Raw genomic sequence first — 19,820 nt, 5'->3', positions numbered from 1 at the left:
CTGCAATATTCTTCCTCGCCAGCCTACATCGGCAATTTCCACTCAGCACTCAGCACTCAGGACTGAGGGCTCGGCTGCGTCTGCACAGCTGTTCCGTCATGTACGAGATCTTTTCCTGAGACGATCACCTGCTCGGACCCATCCAGGCCCTTGGTGATCTCGACCCGGTTGTCCTCGCGGACGCCGATTTCCACCGGCACGCGCTGGGCCTTGCCCTCGCGCACAATATAGACATATTGGGCATCTTCCAAACGGCTGACCGCGTCGATGGGGATCTGAATCGCGTTGCGATGGCTGCCGACCAGGACCTCGACGCGGGCGAACATGCCGCCCTTCAAGACATGGTCCTTGTTCGGGAGGTCCACTTCGACCGTCATGGTGCGGGTGGCCCGGTTCAGCGCCTGGACGATTCTGGTGACCGTGCCCTCGAAGATTCGCTCGGGATAGGCCTCGGCTCGCACGTCCGCCTTTTGACCCACCTGGATGAGCGGGACGTCTTTCTCCACCACCTCGATCAGAATGCGGACCGTCTGGATTTCATGGAGGGTGAGGATCCCGCGCGAGGTGGTGGAGGTGCCGGCGGTGGCGCCGCTGACATAGGCGCCGAGATCGAGGTTGCGTTCAGCCACATAGCCGGCGAAGGGCGCGCGGATATAGGAGTAGGCCAGGTTCGTTTCGGCTTGGGCCTGGGCGACCTCCATTTGCTGGACCTGCGCGCGGAGCGAGTCGAGCGCCGCTACCGCTGCGTCGTACGAGACCTGGGCGTTATCCAGATCCTGCTGCGAGACGAACTGGTCTTTGATCAGCGCCCGCATCCGATGGAGGGTGAGGGTGGCATTGCGGACGCTCGCATCCTGCTGCGCGACCCTCGCTCTGGCTGCCGCCAGGTTGGCTTTGGCCTGGTTGACGGCATGTTGGTAATCCGTATGGTCGATCTCGACCAGGAGCTGGTTGGCTTTCACCAGGTCGCCCTTATCGACGTAGATCTTGCCGATATAGCCGTCCACCCGCGAGAACAGATTGACCGCCTGGTTGGGGATGATGTCGGCGGTATAGGTAAGCCGAATGTCCAGGTCCTGCTTCAGCGGCGTCGCGGTGGCGACGGTGATGACGCGGGTTTTTCGGACATCGCTCTTGGCGCCGCTGCTGAGGCGAAACACGACGAGGGCCGTGACCGCAAAGAAAATGATCACGCCGAGCGTGACAATCGGATGTTGCTTCAAGGAATTCATCGCGCACGCCTCCCCGGCGTCGTACGGCTGGCTGGTTGCTTGATCAGACCGGTGAGGAACAGATCGACGTAGGTCGAGACCGTGTCCTCGTGGGATTGATGCATCGGGACTTCGAAAATTTCATGGAGCAAACGGTGATGGACGACCATGCCGATGAAGGCGCGGGCCGCCAGGAGGGGATCGACCGGACGAAAGGCCCCGTCGTCGATCCTGGTTCGAATGTAGGAAGCCAGGTGGTCGTAGAACACTTTATGGTGCTTGCCGAAGAACATCTCGGAGAGTTCATGCCCCTCCAGGGCGCTGAACAAGAGGAGCCGCAAAAGGGTCGAATCGACGTCGGGGCGAATGCGCGAGCTCGCGATCATGGTGAAGACGCGATGGTCGTCCCGTTTCTTGGAGGCTTCCTCCACCGCTTCGAGCAGTTCGTTGACGGTCACTTTCTCCGCCAGGATCGCGGCATAGAGCGCCCGTTTCGTCGGGAAATACTTGAAGACCAGGGCCTCGCTCACGCCCGCCGATTTGGCGATTTCTTTTGTGGTGGTGCCGTTGAACCCCTTGGCGGCAAAGAGCGACGCAGCCGCGGCGATCAAGCCGGCCTGCCGTTCTCTGCTGGAGGGGCGCACGGTTCGAGTGGTCTGTCGCATCGAGCTCCAATAGTGAGTGAGTCATTACTCACCATTGCACGATAACATGGCGAGATGTTTCATGACAAGAAACGATGCTGTTTGTGGTTGGAGGGGGCAGAAGGGGGCCTGTCCCTGTCTGGGGTGAGCGGTTCTCGTGGGAGTTTCAGAACCAGAGGTGCGGAGGGCAAGCGAAAAAACGAAGTCAGGGGTGAGGGCAGAGGGCTCCGAACGTCAGATCGGTCCGTTCCCAGAATTTGCTGCCCAGGGCCGTTTCGAGGGCCTTGAGGCGATCTAGGGGTTTGGCGTGATCCCGCAATGAGTCTCGATAGCGTTGAATGTCCGGGGGAACTTTCTTCACCCCGGTTTTCTCATCCTCGTTCATCCGCAGCATCGCTTCCTGAATGCCTTTGGGGGCCGCACCGGCTTCTTCCTGTCGTTGTTCCCAGGGGCCCGTTCGCATCTTGAGCAGCACCTCCTGGGTTCTCAAGCCAAGGATAGCCGTTCCTCCAGGGCCTAGGTCTTTGCGGATCCTCTGTGTGTCGCGTTCGCGTCCGATGATGGCTTCGCTGAAATGTCCCAGTTGCACATGTGCGAGTTCATGGCCGGCAACGAACAACAGTTCGGATTCGGAGGGCATGAGGTCAAGATAGGCCTTGTCGAAATAGATTGCCGTTGCTGTGGCAGAGGCTCCCATTCCGCTTTCTGTCGCGAGCACCCTCACCTGGATCGGTACATCGGGTCTGGATGACAGCATCTGCAGACGAGTGACCAGGGCGGTCATCCGTTGCAGCAGGGCAGGATCTGTGACAAAGCCGTATTCCTCTCCGAATAAACCATCGAGGTAGCGACTTTCGTTTTCGCCGTCCGCGAGCCAATCTGTGTATTGTCGTGGCACGTCGGCAAGAAGAGAGCCCTCGTGACGCCGCTTTGTGCAGGCGCGAGATACTGTAGCGCGCGAACGGTCATGCCGATTTTTCGGTCGGCAAGCTGCAGCCGTTCGTCGATCTTGGCGAGCGCCTCGCGCGCCAGGGTCAATGCCCGATTGGCTCGCTCATGGGCCGCGTAATGTTTGGGCTGGTCGCTGAGGGAGCCGATAAACGATTCGACCGCGGCCATTGTATCTTGTGTCTTACGCTTCTCCGCCAGCGCGGCATCCTTTTCCGTCTGTTGGCAGGCGAGTATCCGGTCCAGCTTGGCGCGAGGGGTCATGGATGAGGCCGGTGTCGAGGGGGCCGCCCAGCTTCCACTAGCGCAGAGAATCACGGCGAGGGTAATCAGCAGCGGCCAGTAGCATAGTGGGGGGCGGGTCTGAATGCTGGCTGTAAAGCGTTTCATGCACGTCCTCGCTATTTGGATTGTCCCTGCTCGGCTTGGACTAAGCTCTTCTCCGCTTTGGCGCGTTCCTTCTCGGTTCGGTCGAGATCGAGCTTGGCCTGTTTGAGATCTTGTTTTGCGCTGTTCAGATCTTGAGTTGCCTTCCGGTCCAGGTCTGTCGCTTGGTTCAGGAGCTTCTCTGCTTCAGCCAGCTTGTCGTCTGCCTCCTGCTTGGACGGTTGATCCTTCTGGATCAATGCCGATCGCTGCTGTTGTTCCTGATACTTCTTCTCCGCTTCCTTCTTGATTTGTTCGGCCAGCTGCTTCTCTTCTTCCAGTTGCTGACGCCGCAGGTCCGCTTGAGCTGCCTTGTCAGCGGCCTGATAATAGTCCTGCCAAACTTTATCCATGGTGGCCATGTCCACGACCTTGCCCGTCGGTGTTGGAGGTGCCTCTGGCATCTTGAGTGTCAGGCCTGTAGTGTCCTCGCCGTACTTCAACGTTCCGGTCACGTTCGATTGTCCAAACATCGCGGTCCCGCTCTTTAGTTCCAGCGTTCCTGATTCCATGCGCTTCAGCCCTAGCTCCGTGTTGCCGAGCCCTCCCTTCAGGCTGCCTAGCAATTTCTGGTGCCGCGCTTCCAATTGTTTCATGCGTTCCTGTTCTTCGGCTTGGAACCGGGCCATCTCTATTGCCGCCCGTTCCATTTCTTGCTGGCGTGCTTGAGCCCGGTCCGCTTCTTGTTGCTTAAGCGCCTCCCCGAATGCGGCTCCCAAGGCGTTGGCCATGCCGAGCATCTGCTGGTTCGAACTTGATCTTCCGCCAGAGTAGCCGGAGCCACCGCTTGACCCTCCACTACTCTGAGGCTTGCACGTCGCGCCAAAGCCGGGGATGCCGCCCTGTGCACGACACTGCGCAGCGAATTCTGCGTAATTGCTACAGCAGGCATGGGCCGAGGAGGCAAGGAAGGTCGTCAGTGATAGGGCGATGACGAACCCGGTCCCAACTGATCGATAAAGTGCATGCATCGCCCTCTCCTCCTTCGCTGCTACGTACGATCGTGCTCCACGTAAGTAGAACAGCCCTATGTTGAGACGTTATCTTTTCTCGACTACTCCACGGATCGTATCGTCAAGTGATAGACCCCTTGGTCCAGAGGTAGAAGATGGAGATGACGATGCGCCAGGATTGGCAGAGAGGCCGCTTGCCGTTACGGGTCCGGCCTTTAGCTCCCATTCATAGATCTTGTCCTGCGAGGCCCGTGCGTCCGGGGCATTCGGCGTCAGTATCAGGAACTGTTTCATGCTGGTCACGGCCTCTTGATAGCGATTCTGATTGGCGAGAAGCAGCGCACGGTTAAAGTGGCCTTCCGCCCACCAAGGGGCCGCCTCCAGGCCTTGAGAGAGCAACGTAATCGCCTCGTCATAGCCTTTACGCTCCGTTGCCGTGTTGGCCTGCACACCGTATCGTCGCGCGTCCTCCGGCAGCTCCGGTCTGTTCGGTAACTTACGCACCACCTCGGCCACGGTCTTAATGACGGCCAGCGATTGCTCGCTGTCGCCGGCTGCGCGGTAGGCGCGGCCGTATTGATTGAGTGCCGCTCGCAGATTGCCACCGGCCTCTGTGTCCTGAGCTGTTTTCATCGCTTTCGCGAAGGTCTCGTTTCGCAGTCGTACGGCTATTTGTATCGCCTGTGATTGGGTGAGAAAGGCCGAGACTGCCCGGTCGATCGCTTCATGCACCATCCACGCATCCAAGTTCTTGACCTTCGCTCTGGCGGTCTCGTCCATCTTTTCAAGTTCTTTGCTTTCCGCCTTGCCAGACAGGGTCCCCTTCCAGAGCACGGCTTGACTGCCCGGCTGAGTGATCTGGCAGTCGAGGACTGTATCAACCTGTTTATCGTGAAAGGTTATGATGGTCGTGAAGAGTAACGGCAGGATCGTACCCGAGAAGGACGTCGTGACTGCCAGTTTCTTGACCCGGACCGACACGGATAGCGCCTCGCGCGCCCCTTCGTCGAATGGGCCAGGCTTCTGCCCGGAGAGAGCGAGTGTCGGTAGTCCGGCTGTGGAGAAATGTTCCTGCAGCACAGAGCCGACAAGCTGGCTTCGTGGCTGATCTGCGGAATAAATTGAATATTTGTTCATTGGGATGATGAACACGTTGGTCGCGAACATGGTCATGTCTTCGCCGAGAAAGTTCTGAGCTTTCCTGAACTCTTCCTCCGGGATTGCATCCTCAACCTGCAGCAGGACGGCTGGCCTGTCTGCGATCCGTTGTTGAGCCGAGGGGTATTGTTTCTCGTAGTCGATCGTATGGCGGGTGGTCTCACATCCTGTTCCTGCGATTGTCCATAGCAAGAGGATGACTGCCATTCTTGCGGATGTAATAGCGTTCCGTGTACCGCTCATCAGGCCGTCTCCTTACTTGTTCGTTGTTCGTGCAGCCAGTTCCTACTTGCAGTTCCTGTCCGCGTTATAAGCATGTTATTGGAGCTTCGCTGCTTTGCGTTGCCAATCATAGATTTTGTCCTGGGCGGCGCGTGCATCCGGCGCAGTGGGCGCGAGGGCGAGGTAGCGTTTCATCTCGACGATCGCCCGGTCTGGATCATCGGTTTCAGCTAATACCAATGCGAGGTTGAAGTGCCCCTCCGGCCACCAGGGGGCGAGCACCAGTGTCTGCTCGTAAAGGTCGGTCGCTTCCTGGTAATCCTTGTCGCGGACGGCGCCATTGGCCTGAACCATGAGTTGCCTGGCGGTTTCAGGCAGTTGAGGTTTCACCGCCGCCGCTTGGTAGGTTCGCAACGCTTCCTGAAAACGGGTTTCGCTTTCTCTCTCGGTTCCATTTCGCTTGGCGTATTTTTTTAGTCCAGTGAGCAACTCAACGCCTGCATTGGCTTTGCCATAGTTAATTTGGGATATATCATATGCTCTTTTGTTAGCAGGCCTGTCCAAATATTGGGAATTGAGCCTGGCGCCGGCCGAAGCATTCGATGCAAATGCTTCTAGTTCACTGATCGATACATCCACATTCGCACCTTTGCTTATTAATTTCTTTGCGGTCCCCCGATAACCATAAAATGCAGCCCTGCTTAACGCGAACATGTGCCCTTCCTTTACGTTAGGGTCATATCCGTCCTCCTGAAGTCTCGTGTGTATATAGGCTAAGGGAAAAAAGTGTGGTAATGCCTGTTTCTGCTGTTCCTGTTGCTGTTGATCCTTCAGCCAACGGCTTGCGGTGAGGGCTTCGACATCGGTGTGGCCGTTGGCCTGGGATGGATAGAAATAGAAGGCGTAGGATTGGAGATCGTCATCAAGGTCGCCAAACGCGATCTTGCCCAAGATCGCGTGAGGTTCCCGAATGACGGTGAAACTTGCCTCCTCCAAGCTCTTTGCCGCTTGGCCCATCAGTTCTGTTTCGTTGCCCAGCAGGGCACGCCTCGTACCTTCACCCTTGTGTTGGCGGACATAGTTCAGTGAGTTGCCTATGTGGGGTGACGGGGCCATCATTGATAAGCACCCTGACGTCGCCATGCCTGCAAGCATAATAAGGATTGTGCCGGTTAAAGAAATTAGATGGCGTTTCATTGTCCCTCCGTTATCGGCTTTACATATCTTGTGGGTAGTTTTCACTCGGAGATTTTGTCTTGCAGGGCCAGGACATTCCGTTCATGTGCGTGAAAGGTTGGCTACAGTAGCAGGTTGTTCTTGTATTGTAAGTAATTGATGCGGTTTGGCTGGGGGGCGCGATGGGGAGTGGAGCTGGTCTGATGCGAGGCGAGTGGAAAATGTGCGAGAGGCGGCCGGTTAAAACACGGTGGCGGAATTGCCCTCGGTGATTTTGAGGCGGAGTTCCTGGCTCTCGAAGAAAATGATGCCGCGGTCCGTGGCGGTTTCGTAACGGAGGTTGATGTCGCTCTCGAAGCCGGTCCAACTGTAAAACTTGACGGGCCCTCCGGTGAATTGTCCCGGTGTGCGGTCGAGCGAACCATAGCGGGATTGGAGATAGGCCAGGACCTGTTCGTGGGTGGTCTTGCCTTGGTAGCGGACCGTGACGCGCGCGAACTTCCCGTCGACGGTCAGGAACCGCATGGAATCGACCTTCGCAGGGCCGAGTGAGGGAGCTCCAGTCTTCAGTTCATAGGTTTGCGCGCGGCCGGCATCCTCGACTTTGACGAAGGTGTCGGTTTCCGAGAAGGCGGCGCCCCAGGGAATACCTTCGAAGCCGTTGGGGTCGTTCTGCATCGGCACGGCAAAGGCCAGGCTGGCGGAGAGGGCGAGCACACTGAGCGCTTGGACCAGGATGCTCAAAAAGGCCGTCCTTATGGTGTGTCCGTCGTTCGTGAAGCGTGAAGCGTATCTCGTTCCTGAGAAGAGCATATGGCCTATAGCCCATAGCGTTATGGTCCGGAATGAAGAAAGGGAGGATCTTTGCTCCCAGCTATACGCCATTCGCCATACGCTCTTATCCCGGACGAGATATGCTTCACGAGATACGGTCGTTGTGCTGGCGGTCTGTTTCAGCATCCTGTTACTCCGCTGAATCGGTGATGCGGTCGTTGAACCGGGGAGCCAGGGTCCGGCTATCGATAAAGATAAATCCCCGCTCCGTGTTGGCATGATAGGTCAGGCTGATCTCCGTATCGATGCCGCGCCAGGTATATTGTTGATTGAGGCCCCGCAGCATCTGGCCCGGGATACGATCCAGAGAGCCGAACTGTTGTTCAAGATAGGTCAGGATCTGTTTGTGGCGATCGTCGCCCTGGTAGCGGATGGTCACACGGGCAAATTGATCGTCGACCGCTAAGAAGCGGACGCTTTCGACCGGGATCCCTGCATAGGACGGCGCGCCGCTCCGCAATTGGAATTCGTTCACATGGGGGCCTGCTCGGGCGACTTCCAGATCCTGCCGTTCAGTCAGGGTGGCGCCCCAGGTCAGGTTCTGGAACCCGTTCGGATCGTTGACCATCGGGACTGCCTGGGCGGACAGGGGATGGCCTACTGAGAGGAGGAGTCCCAAGAGGAGTAAGTACAGGCCTGTGCGATTCCGTTGCCGTTCAATCATGGCAGAACGCTACCACGGTCGATTTGATGGCGCAACTCCCTCAGTTTTGTTGAGAATGTCGCGAGGCATAGCTTATAATGGCGCGTTTTTCCATGTGCTTAGCGGCGAGGAACCGACACGATGATTGAAAGCGACGCATTCGTTCAAGCCCTGCAAGATATCGGGGTGGATTTCTTTACGGGGGTCCCTGACTCGATCCTGGGCGGCATCATTGCCGAGTTGATGGAACGGCGGATCTATGTCCCGGCCGTGCGAGAAGATGAAGCGGTGGCCATGGCAGCCGGGGCCTATATGGCCGGCAAGATCCCGGCCGTGCTCATGCAGAACTCCGGGCTGGGCACGTCCCTCAATACGATTATTTCGTTGAACGCGATTTACCGCCAGCCCTGCATCCTGATCGTGTCCTGGCGCGGCCAGCATGGCAAGGATGCGCCGGAGCATCTGGTGATGGGCGAGGTGATGGAGCCCTTTCTCGATATCATGAAGATCCCCCACCGCACCCTGACGGAAAAGACGGCGGTCGAGGATCTGAAATGGCTGGCGGAGACTTTCATGAAGCAGCGGGTCCCCGTCGCCCTCTTGATTACCAAAGGTGTCGTGAAAGGGTTGCACCCATGAGGCCGGAGCAAGGAACCATGCAGAGTCGGGCGATGGCTATGGCGGCCTTGATGGAGCTGCTCACCGACCAGCCGGTGATCATTTGCAACGGCTTCCCTTCGCGGGAAGCTCAGAAAATTGCCGACCGACCGACCCATTTCTACATGATCGGGTCTATGGGATCGGCTGCGGCGATCGGGCTGGGCGTGGCGCTGGCCAAGCCGAAGAAGCAAGTGGTGATCTTCGACGGCGACGGGAACGTGCTGATGGGGATGGGCACCCTGGCTACGGTCGGCGCGCTCAAGCCGAAAAATTTCATCCATGTGGTCTTCGATAACGAAGTCTACGGGACGACCGGCAATCAGCCGACGATTTCCAATGTGGTGCCGCTGGAGAAGGTGGCGAAGGCGGCAGGCTATGTGAACGTCGAGCGGGTGCGGGAACGCGAAGACCTCGTCTACGAGTTCAAGGACATGCTGAAGAAGGACGGGCCGAGCATGTTGCTGGTGAAAGTCAACGAGATGGTGGAAGATGCCGGACGCGTGATGCTGGATCCGCCGGACATAACAAAGCGGTTCATGAAAGCGATCGAATAAGCGATCGAGCCGCCTCCTTGCTCGCGCAACGCGCGGTCTCGGAAGACCCTCGTTGGACGCGCGCAGTCGGAGCGGTCTCGATCACTTAATTAGGGTAGTGGGAAGGAACAAGATGATCTTATTGAATCCAGGACCGGTCAATGTGTCGGAGCGGGTGCGGCAGGCCTTGTTGCGTCCTGATATCTGCCATCGGGAATCGGAGTTCACGGAGCTCCTCCACGGGATTCAGGCGAAGCTGCTGAAGCTCTTTGTGCCGGGCGCGGAGGCGGATTATGCCGCCGTGGTGCTGACCGGATCGGGGACTGCGGCGGTCGAGTCTGCTGTCATGTCGTCGCTCCCGCAAGGCAAGCGGATGCTGGTGCTGAACAACGGCGTCTATGGCGAGCGCATCTCCCAGATGATCGGCCTCTATCGGCTGGGCGTGTCCGAACTCAAATACGACTGGACGACGAAGCCCGATCCTGAACGGCTCAGGCTGGCGCTCCGGCAACATCCGGAAGTGCAGGCCGTGGCGATGGTCCATCATGAGACGACCACCGGCCTCATCAATCCGGTCAAGGAAATCGCGGACGTGGTCGACAGTCAGAACCGGGTCTTCATTCTGGACGCGGTCAGCGCCTTGGCAGGAGAGTCGTTGGATATCGCAGGTCCCCACATCTATATGGTGGCCGGCACATCCGGCAAGTGCATCCAGGGATTCCCGGGCCTGGGCTTCGTGCTCATCCGCAAGGGATTCCTGGAGAAGATGCGCAGCTATCCCAGACGGTCGGTCTATCTCCACCTCACGCAGTATGTGGATAACCAGGGAGCCGGGACGACTCCCTTCACGCCGGCCGTGCAGATCTATTATGCCTTCGACGAAGCCTTGAACGAATTGATGGAGGAAGGGGTCGCCAAGCGGATTCAGCGCTACAAGAAGATCGCGACGCTGATCCGTGATCGTATGGCGAAGCTGGGCGTGAAGCCGGTCCTGACTCCCGACAAACAGTCCAACACGATCACGGCCTATCATCTCCCAGAAGGCATCACTTATCAGTCGCTGCACGACAAGCTGAAAGAGCAGGGTTACGTGATCTACGCGGGCCAAGGCCAATTCGAGAGCCAGATCTTCCGCGTGGCCAACATGGGCGTCCTGACGGAGCCGCAGATCGTCGGATTCCTCGACGCGTTTGAACGGATCTGTACGAAAGCATGAAAGCCATCATCCTCGCGGCCGGGGTCGGGAAACGTTTGTGGCAGGTCACGCAGCACCGGCCCAAATGTCTCATCGAGATCGGCGGGAAGACGCTCCTGCATCGCTACCTCACGTCGCTCCGGAGCGTTGGGATCCAGCGCGCCGACATCGTCGTGGGCTACAAACAGGAGATGATTCGCGCGGCGGTGGAGGCGAACTCCTGTGACGTGCGCGTGAACTTCCTCGTCAACGAGGAGTTCCATCGTGGCAGTATCTCCTCGCTCTGGATTGCGCGCCACGCGCTGGACGACGATGCGATCGTCATGGATGCGGATGTCCTGTTCCATCAAGAGATTTTGCGCCGCCTGGTGCAATCCCCCTGCGCGAACGCGCTGCTCATGGACGAAACCGTCAAGCAGACCGGAGAAGAATGTATGGTCGTGGTCGAGGGAGGGCGCGTGATCGCCCTGACCAAGAAAATGCCCTCGCGCTACGACTACGCCGGAGAAGGTGTGGGCTTCCTCAAGGTCCGTCATGCCGATGCGCCCCACGTGGTGGCCTCGCTCAAGACCCATGTGGACCGTGAGGCTTGGCAGATGGAATATGAGGATGCGCTGGTCGGGTTCTTCGCCGACGTCAAAGTCGGGCATGAGAAGATCGGCGGGCTCCCCTGGACCGAAATCGATTTCCTGGAAGACATAGAAAAAGCGGAACGGGACGTGTTGCCGAAACTGTAACCTGGGGTAGCGGGAGGGCGGAGCTGATAGCTAATGGCTTATAGCTGATGGCTTGGAAACGCACCGTTTCTCAGGAAGAGGAGCCGACATTGGCTCGGCAGTTCCAGCTCTGAATTCCAGCCATAAGCCATACGCCATATGCTCTTTTCTTCTGACGAGATACGAGCGACGAGAACTATGAACGAAAGCGCAGTTCAGAAACAGACAGACGTGCAGGGATTGAGCACGGCGATTCTCTTGCCTTCGGTCAGTCTGTTCGGCGAGCCGGCCGAATTGTATGCCGATGATGCCGGTCCGCTTACGAGCGTAGTGGGCATCGGCCTCTTCCATCGGACGGTCTTGACGCTGCAGCGAGCCGGCATTCGGCAACTCATGGTTCTGGTCGGTCCGGAAGAGGATCAACTCAAACAGGCCTTGGGCAAAGGGCCCCGCGTGACGATCCCCGTGCGCTGGATGCCGATTCGCGAATTTCCTCTGGACGATGCCCGCACCTGGGAAGCCCTCGCAGCCGAAGTGCGTGGCTTCTGTCTCTTGTCCGGGGTGCAAGGAATCTTTTCCTGCCCCTTGATCGAGAGTCTGCGCCGGGAGGTGCAGGAGGGTCAGGCGATCGTCGTCGCACAGGCCCATCACGAACGGGATCGACAGCCCCGCCGGTCGAGCCTGCGCGTGAAGGTGCAGGAGGGACGACTCCTCTCCATGACATCGAGACAGGACGAGGCCTCGCTGATCGCCACGGATCTCGTCGTGCTGCCGAGCAGCTTCATGAAGGCGGCCGGGCAAGCCGGTTTGGAAACAGGTATCGTGCCGGTGCGCCGATGGCTCGAATTGGCCGCGGTGGAGGGGCAGGTGCGGGTTCTATCCACCGAAACGAACCGCTTCCATTGGTATCAGATCGTGCGCGAGGCAGCCGATGTGAAGGCTGCCGAGAAGAAGCTCTTCAATTCCCTCAAGGGCGACCTCGAAGGATTCGTCGACCGGTTTTTCAATCGGAAGGTTTCCCGCTGGTTCACCCGTCTCTTTCTCGCCTCAGGCCTCTCGCCGAACGCCATTACGATGATTGCGACGGTGGTCGGGCTGGTCTCAGCCGCGGGCTTCGGCCTCGGAACCTACAGCTCCGGCATCGTGGCCGCGCTCCTGTTCCAGCTCGCGGCGGTCATCGACTGTTGCGATGGAGAAGTGGCGCGGTTGACCTTCACCGAGTCGCCCTTCGGGGCCTGGCTCGATATCGCGATGGACAACGTGGTGCATATGGCGATTTTCGCCGGCATCGCAGTGGGCTCCTACCTGCGTCTGGCCGGGAGCGAGGGCGCCTGGATTCCCCTGGCTCTTGGGGCTGCGGCGATCCTGGGCAATGGACTGTCGTTCTGGTTCGTCACCCTCGCGCAGAAGATTAAATCCGCAAACTGCTGGAAGACCCCGGTGCAGGCTGCCTGGGCCGACTTCATGCTCAAGAACGTTGCGAGCCGCGATTTTTCCGTTGTCGTGCTGCTCTTCGCGATCCTGGGCAAGCTGGACTGGTTCCTCTGGATGGCCTCAATCGGTTCCATGGTGTTTTCCTGTTTGATGCTCTGGGTAATCAGACCTTCCGCTACTACCAGTGTTTAGACTCTTCCTACTCATCGTCGGTCTCCTCACTCTCGGCCTTATCGTCTGGCATATCGGTCCTGGGAATATCTATGACGCGGCGGCGCAGCTCGGGCCGGTCGCGCTCCTCGTCATGTTGATTCCCTCCGTCATCATGTATGCGATCGAAGCCTACGGGTGGAAAGTGACGCTGGGGCCCTCGGCCAAGGCGATTCCCTTCTGGCGCATCCTTGCGATCAGGACGGCAGGGGAAGTGGTGAACATGACCACACCGACCGCTTATGTCGGGGGCGAACCGCTCAAGGCCTATCTGCTCAAGAAACACGATGTGCCGATGGTGGAGGGGCTCGCCTCGGTCATCATTGCGAAAACGACGATGACGATTGCCGAAGTCCTGTTCATTCTGCTCGGCATTGCGTTGGGCGTGTGGCTGTTGGGCGGGAACGATTCATCCGGTCAGACCGTGGCAGCGGCGCTCTTAAGCGTGGGCCTATTGGCTTTCGGGACAGCGGCCTTCGTGTTCGTGCAGCGGCAAGGGCTCTTTACCTGGCTTTTGGAATTTCTGCGGAAGGTCGGGCTGAAGATTGCTTATCTCGAAGCGCGAGAGGAAAAGCTACGGTCGCTGGATCGCACGATCTTGGACTTCTACCGCCACAAACGTCCGGCCTTTTATGCCTCCACCGGGCTCTTCTTGTTGGGCTGGCTGTCTGAGGCCTTGGAGGTGTACGTCATCATCTATTATCTCGGCGGTCCTGCCATGGCCCTCTCCGCTATCTCCATCGGCGCCCTCTCCGTCTTTATCAAAGGCGGTACCTTCTTCATTCCCGGCAGCCTTGGCGCCCAAGACGGAGGCAATTTGTTACTGCTCACAGCTTTCGGCTATAGCGAAGTCACCGGCATCACCTTCGCGCTGCTGCGGCGGTTCCGCGAACTGGTCTGGATTGGACTGGGGCTACTCTGTCTGACTTTTGTCGGCGGGCGATCGGTGGCTATTGAAGAGGACCTCACTCGCGACTCAAGAGACGATTCCTGACATTTTCCCTTTCTCCAGAAACACAGCGGTGCCCTCCCTGGCTAAGCGTAAGAGCGGAATGCTTTACCATGCGAAGCGCCGATGCTATACTGGTACCACATTGTAGTACCAGTATGGAGGTGTGCGTATGGTGAAGAAGTTGACGAAGCACGGCAATAGTCTGGCCCTGGTGATTGATCGCGGCGTGCTCGATCTCCTGGAGATCGATGCAGACACGCCCCTCAACATCAAGACAGACGGGAAATGTCTCATCGTGACACCGGCTCAGACTCCCGCGCGGGAGAAAAAGTTCCAAGCGGCGTTGGAGGAAGGTAATCGTCGATATGGGAAGATGCTAAAAAGGTTGGCGTAGCGAATGCCTGGCCCGATATTTCTCTCAATCGAGGATGTCATTGAGATTCATGCCGACCAAATTCGGCGGTATGGTGGGAGTCTTGGTGTCCGCGATGTTGAGCTGTTGCATTCTGCACTCGGAATGCCGGAAGCCGGGTTTGGCGATCAATATCTTCATGCCGATTTGTTCGAAATGGCCGCCGCGTATTTTTATCATATCGTTCAAAATCACCCCTTCATTGATGGCAATAAGCGAGCGGGAACAATGGCGGCGTTCGTATTCTTGAAGCTAAACGGCCTCACGCTTGAGGCGGACGAATTGGCTTTTGAAACGCTCGTTTTACAGGCCGCCCAGGGCCAAGTTGGAAAAGACGCCATTGCAGACTTCTTCCGAGAAAACGCCAAGCCATAACCCGCCAACATTGCCTTTGCGTTGCTCCGGCGATTCCGCGAACTCGTCTGGATTGAAGAGGCGTACTCTGCGGCGTGTCAGTGGGTGGGGGGTGAGAGCGCTGGGGCAGTTAAAGTGACTCGTCAATCGGCTTAGCTTGGCCTGTTTCGGTAGTAGGGCGGCCGCAGACGTATGTTGCATCGGGTCAGTCAGCCGCTGAGATACCTTGTGTCATGTTGTGATCCCCTGTAGAGTCGCCGCCACTGAGATGAAATTGCCGCGCGACATTTATTCTTGGACGTCAATAAAGAGGAGAGCAGAAGATGAAGACGCTGGTTGTCGGTATTGCCATCACGATCGGTGCGGTTCTCGGACTCTTCACTGTTTCCGCACAGGCCGCGAAGCCGGATACGGAAGCAGTTTCCAAGGCCACGCAACAGTTCTATTCTGCTTTGAACGTCCTCTTTACTGGGAGTTCCGCGCCCATGGAGGACGTGTGGTCTCACGCGGCCGATATTACCTATATGGGCCCTTCAGGCGGCCTTCGTTTCGGGTGGAACCAGGTCCAGGCCGAATGGAAAGCGCAGGCGGGCTTGAAGCTCGGCGGCAAAGTCGAACCCAAGGACATGCATATGACTGTGGGGCGCGATCTGGCCATCGTCAGTAACTACGAGGTCGGGGAAAATGTCGGGCCTGATGGCCAACCTCAGAAAGTTGAAATCCGTGCCACCAATCTTTTCCGTAAAGAGCAGGGCAAGTGGAAAATGATTGGCCACCACACGGATCTACTCCCCTTCTTGCAGAAGTGATCGGTAGCGGGCCGGGGGACTGCTTCGGCCATTTCAGGTAAAAGAGGTTTTTGGTGGTAGAGGGACCTCGCTTAGGCGATTCCGTGAACTGGTCTGGATTGGGCTGGGCCTGCTCTGTCTGACCTTTGTCGGCGGGCGATCGGTGGCGATTCCGGAAGTCTCACTCGCGACTCAGGGGATGGGAGGGCGGGCTAGACGGTCTCCTGTGCTCGTGCAACGCGCGGCCTCAGAAGGCCCTCGTTGGACACGCGCAGCGGGAGACCCTCTAGCCCACCCTCAAAGGAAAAGCAGAAGAACGGCTCATCGCTCGATACCGAGGTAGAGGGATTCGTCAATCGACCTGCGGTTTGCGAATTTCACCCGATCCACACACCGACAACCTAACCCCACAAGAAACTACGATCCAGGATAACTCTGAAACGGGCGTAGGTGGCCTGTTTTGTTCTGGCCTGGTAGCAGTGAGGTAGCAGGAAATGGAAATGATTTGACGTTACCAAACTTTGAACGCGGGAACCGTCTGGCTGTTCGATATGGCGATGGAATTGAGATGAGTCACTATACGGTCAAAATCTTCTTCTTTTTTGATTTGCGAAAATTGTGAATCGATAAGTTTTCTCTGGCTATCAGTTATGTACGGAGTTGCGATCTTTATTAGCTGATCATAATAAGTAACAGCTGATGAAATGTACTTGATTTTTGCCGCCATAGTTATGGTGCTAATAGCGAAGAACAGAGCAAGTCCAGCAAAAAGAAGAGCCAGCCTCCGGAGTATCACCTGGTTTCGTTCAGTCGATACGAGAGTAGTCTTGATGGATTCAATTGTGTGAAGCGGTTCGTCGGTGCCACTAGTTTGCTGTAAGCGATCTAAGCTTTTGGCAAGTTCCTTATGCTTCTTTCTTATTCGACCAAGACGCTCAAAGTGGGTAGAGTTAATAAACGCCACTACACCAATCATCAGAGCAACAAATAGGAAAAGCAATTCGTCGCTTGCTCGATCATGGTGGCCCTTCGCAATTTCGGCATAAATAGCATCTTTGAAACTCCGAATACCGAGGGTCGTAAGATTAAGAATGCCGTTTTGGACAGATAATAAAGCTGGCTTAACTAAGAATTCCCAGATCGCATTTGAAAAAATGGCAATGACAACTGTACCAGTGAGCCATAGGAGATAATTCTTGTCGATTTTCGATTTCATAGGTCTGATCATTGCCAATGAATATAGCAGCAACCAGACAAAAGACCAACAGAGTGACCTGCGGCTTTGTAAACCGCGGGTCAAGTCAGTTTACATGCGATTCTTTTAAGCTTGCTCATTGTTATTTTAGAGGGGGTGCGCCGGCCGGTCCGACTGTGGGCGTCGAGCGAGGTTACAGATGCTCCTTCCAAGCTCGCTCGTTGTCTCTCTAGGGGGCGGCCTGGTTGATCTCTCACTGCGCGCGTCCAACGAGGGCCTCTTGCGGTCTTTTCAGAAACACGACACATCTTCTCTCCCAAGGGAGTCGCCGGCCTGTCCTTCACTGCGCGCATCGGACGAGCACATTCTGATCGTGCGCGTTCTGCGAGCAAGAAGGATGGTCCGGCGGCTCCCTTCCCATCCTTCTCAGGCCGCGCGTTGCGCGAGCACAAGAGATTGACCAGGCTGCCCTCTTCTTATTTATCCTAGGGTGCCGAGCATGTCGCCGTGAATGCTGGTGCTTCGAAGGTGCCTGTTACAGGCTCACTCGGCTGACTTCACCTTTGGGAGCAATTGGAAGAATCTGCTGGAGTTTTGGCAGGAGCGGGCGAAGGTCTTTCAATCGATTGGTTGGAGCCTGCAGAACAATGACCGCAATGGTGAACTGCGGGATATTCTGTTGAAAGGCTAGATTGCAGTCAACGGTGACGAAGGCGTCGAATTGCATTTGGGCTCGTGTCAGTAACTCGCCGTTCTTGATCCCTGCCCATCCGGCCTGAGGGACGGTTACCACCTCATGTCCCTCGATCTCTTTTGCGAATCGTCGGTCGATACACTCGTCGAGAAGAATGTTCACGAAGCCTTGGCGAGCATGCGGGTCTTAGCTTCTTCAAGGAAGGCGATCACTTGGTCGCGCGTCACGGTCGGGAACCCTTGAAGGAAATCGTCGATTGTTTCGCCGCCTTCCAGATATTCGATCAGGGTCTGGACTGGCACCCGGGTGCCAGCAAAGACGGGCGTACCGCCGAGCACATCTGGTGACGAGGCGATGAGAGGTGTTTTGGAGGGTGCCATTGCCTATCAGGATAGCCAGACTCGGCTTGATTTACAAGCATCCAGCGGGTTGTTAGTATGCCGCGCGTGAAACACCTTTTAGTCTTCATCTGGGGCCTGGTCGCCATTCTCGGTGCCGTTGCGCTTGCCTTTGTGACAGGGCTCGCCCATCCACAGGAAAAGGTGAATGGGCTCTGGCTGGTCGTGGCGGCTGCCTGTATCTATGTGCTGGCCTTTCGCTTCTATGGCCGCTGGATTTCGCAACGGGTCGTTGAACTCAACGATCAGCGGGTCACGCCGGCTGTGCGGTTGAATGACGGCGTCAATTTTCATCCCACCAATAAGTATGTCCTGTTCGGCCATCACTTTGCGGCGATTGCCGGAGCAGGACCTTTGCTGGGGCCGGTGCTGGCGGCGCAGTTCGGATTCTTGCCGGGCTTTCTCTGGTTAGTGATAGGAGCTGTGCTGGGCGGGGCGGTGCAGGACTTTATTATCCTGGTGGCGTCGATGAGACGGAATGGCCGCTCCCTTCCTGAAATTGCGCATGATGAACTGGGTCTTGTCACTGGGACGGCCACGGCGGTGGCGGTGCTCTTTATCGTGGTGGTGGCGCTGGCTGGGCTGGGCTTTGCCGTGGTGAACGCGCTCTATCGCAATGCCTGGGGCACCTTCACGATTGTGATGACGATTCCCATCGGCTTCCTCATGGGCTTCTATCTGCAAAAGTTCCGGCCAGGCCGGGTGGCGGAAGTCTCCTTGATCGGCGTGGTGCTGTTGGTGGCGGCTGTGATCTTCGGGCGGGTGGTCGCTCAATCTTCTGTGGCCGGCTGGTTCGAGTTCGAGCGGACGACGCTGGTGTGGGGCCTGGCAGGCTACGGGTTTCTCGCGTCAGTTTTGCCTGGCTGGATGTTGTTGGTGCCGCGCGGCTACCTCTCCACATTTATGAAGCTGGGCGTGGTGGCCTTGCTGGGAGTGGGCGTGATTCTGATGGCGCCGACGATCGAGATGCCGCGCGTCACGATCTTCGCGAGCGGAGGCGGCCCGATTATTCCCGGTACGCTCTTTCCCTTTCTCTTTATCACCATCGCCTGCGGGGCCGTGTCGGGTTTTCATTCGTTGGTCTCGTCCGGGACCACGCCGAAGATGATCGAGCGGGAATCCCAGGCCACGGTCGGCTATGGGGCGATGTTGCTGGAGAGTTTTGTCGGGGTGATGGCGCTCATTGCGGCATCCGTGTTGGTCCCCGGCGATTATCTGGCGATCAATACGATGCTCTCGCCTGAGGCGCTGGCTGCGATGGGCTTTCCTGTCTCGCGGATTCAGGAGCTTTCGCAATTGGTCGAGGCGGATGTGGCTGGCAGGCCTGGCGGGGCCGTGTCCCTGGCGGTCGGCATGGCCTCGATCTTTGCCGCCTTGCCCGGCATGGCAGGTTTGATGGCCTATTGGTATCAGTTTGCACTGGTGTTCGAGGCCCTGTTCATTCTCACGACGATCGATACCGGCACGCGCGTGGGGCGCTATCTCATTCAGGAGATGGGCGGGCGGTTCTATGCTCCCTTGCGGCGGATGAATTGGTGGCCCGGTGTGGCGGTGAGCAGCGGGCTGATCGTGGGGGCCTGGGCCTATCTCATCGGCACTGGCAGCATCTCGACGCTCTGGCCGATGTTCGGGGCGGCGAATCAGTTGCTCGGCACCCTGGCTCTCTGCATCGGGACGACGGTGCTCATCAAGATGCGGAAGGCGCAATATCTCTGGATTACGGCGCTGCCGATGCTGTTCGTCGGGGCTGTCACCCTGGTCGGGTCCTATGAGATGTTCGGCCTGTTCGTGGCCAAGGCCTCCGCTACTGCCGACGGTGGGCAGGCCTTTGCCCTCTATCTGGATGCGGGGCTGGTGGCGGTGGTGGCCTTGCTCGCGGTGATCGTCTTGGGCGATAGTATCAGGCAGTGGTATGGCTATGTGATCTTGAAGCGGCCCTTCACCAGCAGCGAAGTCGTGGTGATGGCAGGCGGGGGAACGCCGGGACGATTGCAGACGACAGTTCGTCAGGATGAAGCAAAGCGATTGCAGTTGCCTGGTGGCGGCTGCTGTTAAATAGGTAGC

At 57.5% G+C, this 19,820-nt stretch carries 22 protein-coding genes; 10 read left to right on the top strand and 12 right to left on the bottom strand.

Features of this window, described 5'->3' with window-relative positions; genetic code table 11:
- Nucleotides 1-56: 56 nt before the first annotated feature.
- The 9 genes from NT179_06355 to NT179_06315 all read right to left on the bottom strand — a co-directional run bounded on the left by NT179_06355 (nt 57) and on the right by NT179_06315 (nt 8,236).
- Nucleotides 57-1,232 carry an efflux RND transporter periplasmic adaptor subunit gene (locus NT179_06355; GenBank protein ID MCX5721638.1) on the bottom strand — a complete coding sequence of 392 codons (1,176 nt, stop codon included), beginning with the start codon at nt 1,230-1,232 and terminating at the stop codon, nt 57-59.
- A complete protein-coding gene (locus NT179_06350; protein ID MCX5721637.1) occupies nt 1,229-1,876 on the bottom strand; it encodes a TetR/AcrR family transcriptional regulator in 648 nt (215 codons plus the stop codon). Before NT179_06350 ends, NT179_06355 begins: the two co-directional genes overlap by 4 nt.
- A gap of 184 nt (nt 1,877-2,060) precedes the next feature.
- A complete protein-coding gene (locus NT179_06345; protein MCX5721636.1) occupies nt 2,061-2,552 on the bottom strand; it encodes a M48 family metalloprotease in 492 nt (163 codons plus the stop codon).
- A gap of 83 nt (nt 2,553-2,635) precedes the next feature.
- The gene (locus NT179_06340) at nt 2,636-3,193 is read right to left on the bottom strand and encodes a hypothetical protein (GenBank protein ID MCX5721635.1); all 558 of its coding nucleotides are present in this window, start codon (nt 3,191-3,193) and stop codon (nt 2,636-2,638) included.
- Nucleotides 3,194-3,204: 11 nt separating this feature from the next.
- Nucleotides 3,205-3,960, bottom strand: a complete 756-nt coding sequence (locus NT179_06335) for a hypothetical protein (protein ID MCX5721634.1) — start codon at nt 3,958-3,960, stop codon at nt 3,205-3,207.
- 309 nt (nt 3,961-4,269) lie between these two features.
- On the bottom strand, nt 4,270-5,583 hold the full coding sequence (locus tag NT179_06330; protein MCX5721633.1) for a tetratricopeptide repeat protein: 1,314 nt from the start codon (nt 5,581-5,583) through the stop codon (nt 4,270-4,272).
- Between the two features lie 75 nt (nt 5,584-5,658).
- Nucleotides 5,659-6,759, bottom strand: a complete 1,101-nt coding sequence (locus NT179_06325; GenBank protein MCX5721632.1) for a tetratricopeptide repeat protein — start codon at nt 6,757-6,759, stop codon at nt 5,659-5,661.
- 219 nt (nt 6,760-6,978) lie between these two features.
- Nucleotides 6,979-7,482 carry a hypothetical protein gene (locus NT179_06320; protein ID MCX5721631.1) on the bottom strand — a complete coding sequence of 168 codons (504 nt, stop codon included), beginning with the start codon at nt 7,480-7,482 and terminating at the stop codon, nt 6,979-6,981.
- A gap of 220 nt (nt 7,483-7,702) precedes the next feature.
- Nucleotides 7,703-8,236, bottom strand: coding sequence for a hypothetical protein (locus NT179_06315; protein MCX5721630.1), 534 nt, complete (start codon nt 8,234-8,236; stop codon nt 7,703-7,705).
- Between the two features lie 120 nt (nt 8,237-8,356).
- Here NT179_06315 and NT179_06310 point away from each other — a divergent pair, with 120 nt between their 5' ends.
- The 9 genes from NT179_06310 to NT179_06270 all read left to right on the top strand — a co-directional run bounded on the left by NT179_06310 (nt 8,357) and on the right by NT179_06270 (nt 15,490).
- The gene (locus tag NT179_06310; GenBank protein ID MCX5721629.1) at nt 8,357-8,854 is read left to right on the top strand and encodes a thiamine pyrophosphate-binding protein; all 498 of its coding nucleotides are present in this window, start codon (nt 8,357-8,359) and stop codon (nt 8,852-8,854) included.
- On the top strand, nt 8,851-9,429 hold the full coding sequence (locus tag NT179_06305; protein MCX5721628.1) for a thiamine pyrophosphate-dependent enzyme: 579 nt from the start codon (nt 8,851-8,853) through the stop codon (nt 9,427-9,429). Before NT179_06310 ends, NT179_06305 begins: the two co-directional genes overlap by 4 nt.
- Nucleotides 9,430-9,541: 112 nt before the next feature.
- The gene (locus NT179_06300; protein MCX5721627.1) at nt 9,542-10,624 is read left to right on the top strand and encodes an aminotransferase class V-fold PLP-dependent enzyme; all 1,083 of its coding nucleotides are present in this window, start codon (nt 9,542-9,544) and stop codon (nt 10,622-10,624) included.
- Nucleotides 10,621-11,340, top strand: a complete 720-nt coding sequence (locus tag NT179_06295; protein MCX5721626.1) for a phosphocholine cytidylyltransferase family protein — start codon at nt 10,621-10,623, stop codon at nt 11,338-11,340. The genes NT179_06300 and NT179_06295 overlap by 4 nt, the downstream gene beginning before the upstream one ends.
- A 177-nt stretch (nt 11,341-11,517) precedes the next feature.
- Nucleotides 11,518-12,945, top strand: a complete 1,428-nt coding sequence (locus tag NT179_06290) for a CDP-alcohol phosphatidyltransferase family protein (GenBank protein MCX5721625.1) — start codon at nt 11,518-11,520, stop codon at nt 12,943-12,945.
- On the top strand, nt 12,938-13,957 hold the full coding sequence (locus NT179_06285) for a lysylphosphatidylglycerol synthase transmembrane domain-containing protein (GenBank protein MCX5721624.1): 1,020 nt from the start codon (nt 12,938-12,940) through the stop codon (nt 13,955-13,957). The genes NT179_06290 and NT179_06285 overlap by 8 nt, the downstream gene beginning before the upstream one ends.
- 127 nt (nt 13,958-14,084) lie before the next feature.
- Entirely contained in the window at nt 14,085-14,309 is a 225-nt protein-coding gene (locus NT179_06280; protein MCX5721623.1) for an AbrB/MazE/SpoVT family DNA-binding domain-containing protein, read from the top strand.
- A 3-nt stretch (nt 14,310-14,312) separates the two neighbouring features.
- On the top strand, nt 14,313-14,702 hold the full coding sequence (locus NT179_06275) for a type II toxin-antitoxin system death-on-curing family toxin (protein MCX5721622.1): 390 nt from the start codon (nt 14,313-14,315) through the stop codon (nt 14,700-14,702).
- A gap of 302 nt (nt 14,703-15,004) precedes the next feature.
- The gene (locus NT179_06270) at nt 15,005-15,490 is read left to right on the top strand and encodes a nuclear transport factor 2 family protein (GenBank protein ID MCX5721621.1); all 486 of its coding nucleotides are present in this window, start codon (nt 15,005-15,007) and stop codon (nt 15,488-15,490) included.
- A 490-nt stretch (nt 15,491-15,980) separates the two neighbouring features.
- Here the strand turns inward: NT179_06270 and NT179_06265 are convergent, their stop codons facing one another.
- The 3 genes from NT179_06265 to NT179_06255 form a co-directional block, all read right to left on the bottom strand.
- Nucleotides 15,981-16,685, bottom strand: a complete 705-nt coding sequence (locus NT179_06265) for a hypothetical protein (protein MCX5721620.1) — start codon at nt 16,683-16,685, stop codon at nt 15,981-15,983.
- 514 nt (nt 16,686-17,199) lie between these two features.
- On the bottom strand, nt 17,200-17,520 hold the full coding sequence (locus tag NT179_06260) for a DUF5615 family PIN-like protein (protein MCX5721619.1): 321 nt from the start codon (nt 17,518-17,520) through the stop codon (nt 17,200-17,202).
- On the bottom strand, nt 17,517-17,738 hold the full coding sequence (locus tag NT179_06255) for a DUF433 domain-containing protein (protein MCX5721618.1): 222 nt from the start codon (nt 17,736-17,738) through the stop codon (nt 17,517-17,519). Before NT179_06255 ends, NT179_06260 begins: the two co-directional genes overlap by 4 nt.
- Nucleotides 17,739-17,804: 66 nt before the next feature.
- Here NT179_06255 and NT179_06250 point away from each other — a divergent pair, with 66 nt between their 5' ends.
- Entirely contained in the window at nt 17,805-19,811 is a 2,007-nt protein-coding gene (locus tag NT179_06250) for a carbon starvation protein A (protein ID MCX5721617.1), read from the top strand.
- Nucleotides 19,812-19,820: the final 9 nt, after the last annotated feature.

This window comes from Nitrospirota bacterium (genome assembly GCA_026387665.1).
In the GTDB taxonomy this organism is placed as follows: domain Bacteria; phylum Nitrospirota; class Nitrospiria; order Nitrospirales; family Nitrospiraceae; genus Palsa-1315.
The sequence above is the reverse complement of the archived record's forward strand: the minus strand, read 5'-3'. Positions and strand labels throughout refer to the sequence as shown.

Excerpts from the sequence above, each read along its gene's own strand:
- NT179_06290 (MCX5721625.1), top strand. The coding sequence starts at position 11,518 with ATGAACGAAAGCGCAGTTCAGAAACAGACAGACGTGCAGGGATTGAGC.
- NT179_06265 (MCX5721620.1), bottom strand. The coding sequence starts at position 16,685 with ATGAAATCGAAAATCGACAAGAATTATCTCCTATGGCTCACTGGTACA.
- NT179_06350 (MCX5721637.1), bottom strand. The coding sequence starts at position 1,876 with ATGCGACAGACCACTCGAACCGTGCGCCCCTCCAGCAGAGAACGGCAG.
- NT179_06315 (MCX5721630.1), bottom strand. The coding sequence starts at position 8,236 with ATGATTGAACGGCAACGGAATCGCACAGGCCTGTACTTACTCCTCTTG.
- NT179_06355 (MCX5721638.1), bottom strand. The coding sequence starts at position 1,232 with ATGAATTCCTTGAAGCAACATCCGATTGTCACGCTCGGCGTGATCATT.
- NT179_06275 (MCX5721622.1), top strand. The coding sequence starts at position 14,313 with ATGCCTGGCCCGATATTTCTCTCAATCGAGGATGTCATTGAGATTCAT.
- NT179_06330 (MCX5721633.1), bottom strand. The coding sequence starts at position 5,583 with ATGAGCGGTACACGGAACGCTATTACATCCGCAAGAATGGCAGTCATC.
- NT179_06270 (MCX5721621.1), top strand. The coding sequence starts at position 15,005 with ATGAAGACGCTGGTTGTCGGTATTGCCATCACGATCGGTGCGGTTCTC.
- NT179_06300 (MCX5721627.1), top strand. The coding sequence starts at position 9,542 with ATGATCTTATTGAATCCAGGACCGGTCAATGTGTCGGAGCGGGTGCGG.
- NT179_06345 (MCX5721636.1), bottom strand. The coding sequence starts at position 2,552 with ATGGGAGCCTCTGCCACAGCAACGGCAATCTATTTCGACAAGGCCTAT.
- NT179_06335 (MCX5721634.1), bottom strand. The coding sequence starts at position 3,960 with ATGGCCAACGCCTTGGGAGCCGCATTCGGGGAGGCGCTTAAGCAACAA.
- NT179_06325 (MCX5721632.1), bottom strand. The coding sequence starts at position 6,759 with ATGAAACGCCATCTAATTTCTTTAACCGGCACAATCCTTATTATGCTT.
- NT179_06255 (MCX5721618.1), bottom strand. The coding sequence starts at position 17,738 with ATGGCACCCTCCAAAACACCTCTCATCGCCTCGTCACCAGATGTGCTC.
- NT179_06305 (MCX5721628.1), top strand. The coding sequence starts at position 8,851 with ATGAGGCCGGAGCAAGGAACCATGCAGAGTCGGGCGATGGCTATGGCG.
- NT179_06310 (MCX5721629.1), top strand. The coding sequence starts at position 8,357 with ATGATTGAAAGCGACGCATTCGTTCAAGCCCTGCAAGATATCGGGGTG.
- NT179_06295 (MCX5721626.1), top strand. The coding sequence starts at position 10,621 with ATGAAAGCCATCATCCTCGCGGCCGGGGTCGGGAAACGTTTGTGGCAG.
- NT179_06340 (MCX5721635.1), bottom strand. The coding sequence starts at position 3,193 with ATGAAACGCTTTACAGCCAGCATTCAGACCCGCCCCCCACTATGCTAC.
- NT179_06280 (MCX5721623.1), top strand. The coding sequence starts at position 14,085 with ATGGTGAAGAAGTTGACGAAGCACGGCAATAGTCTGGCCCTGGTGATT.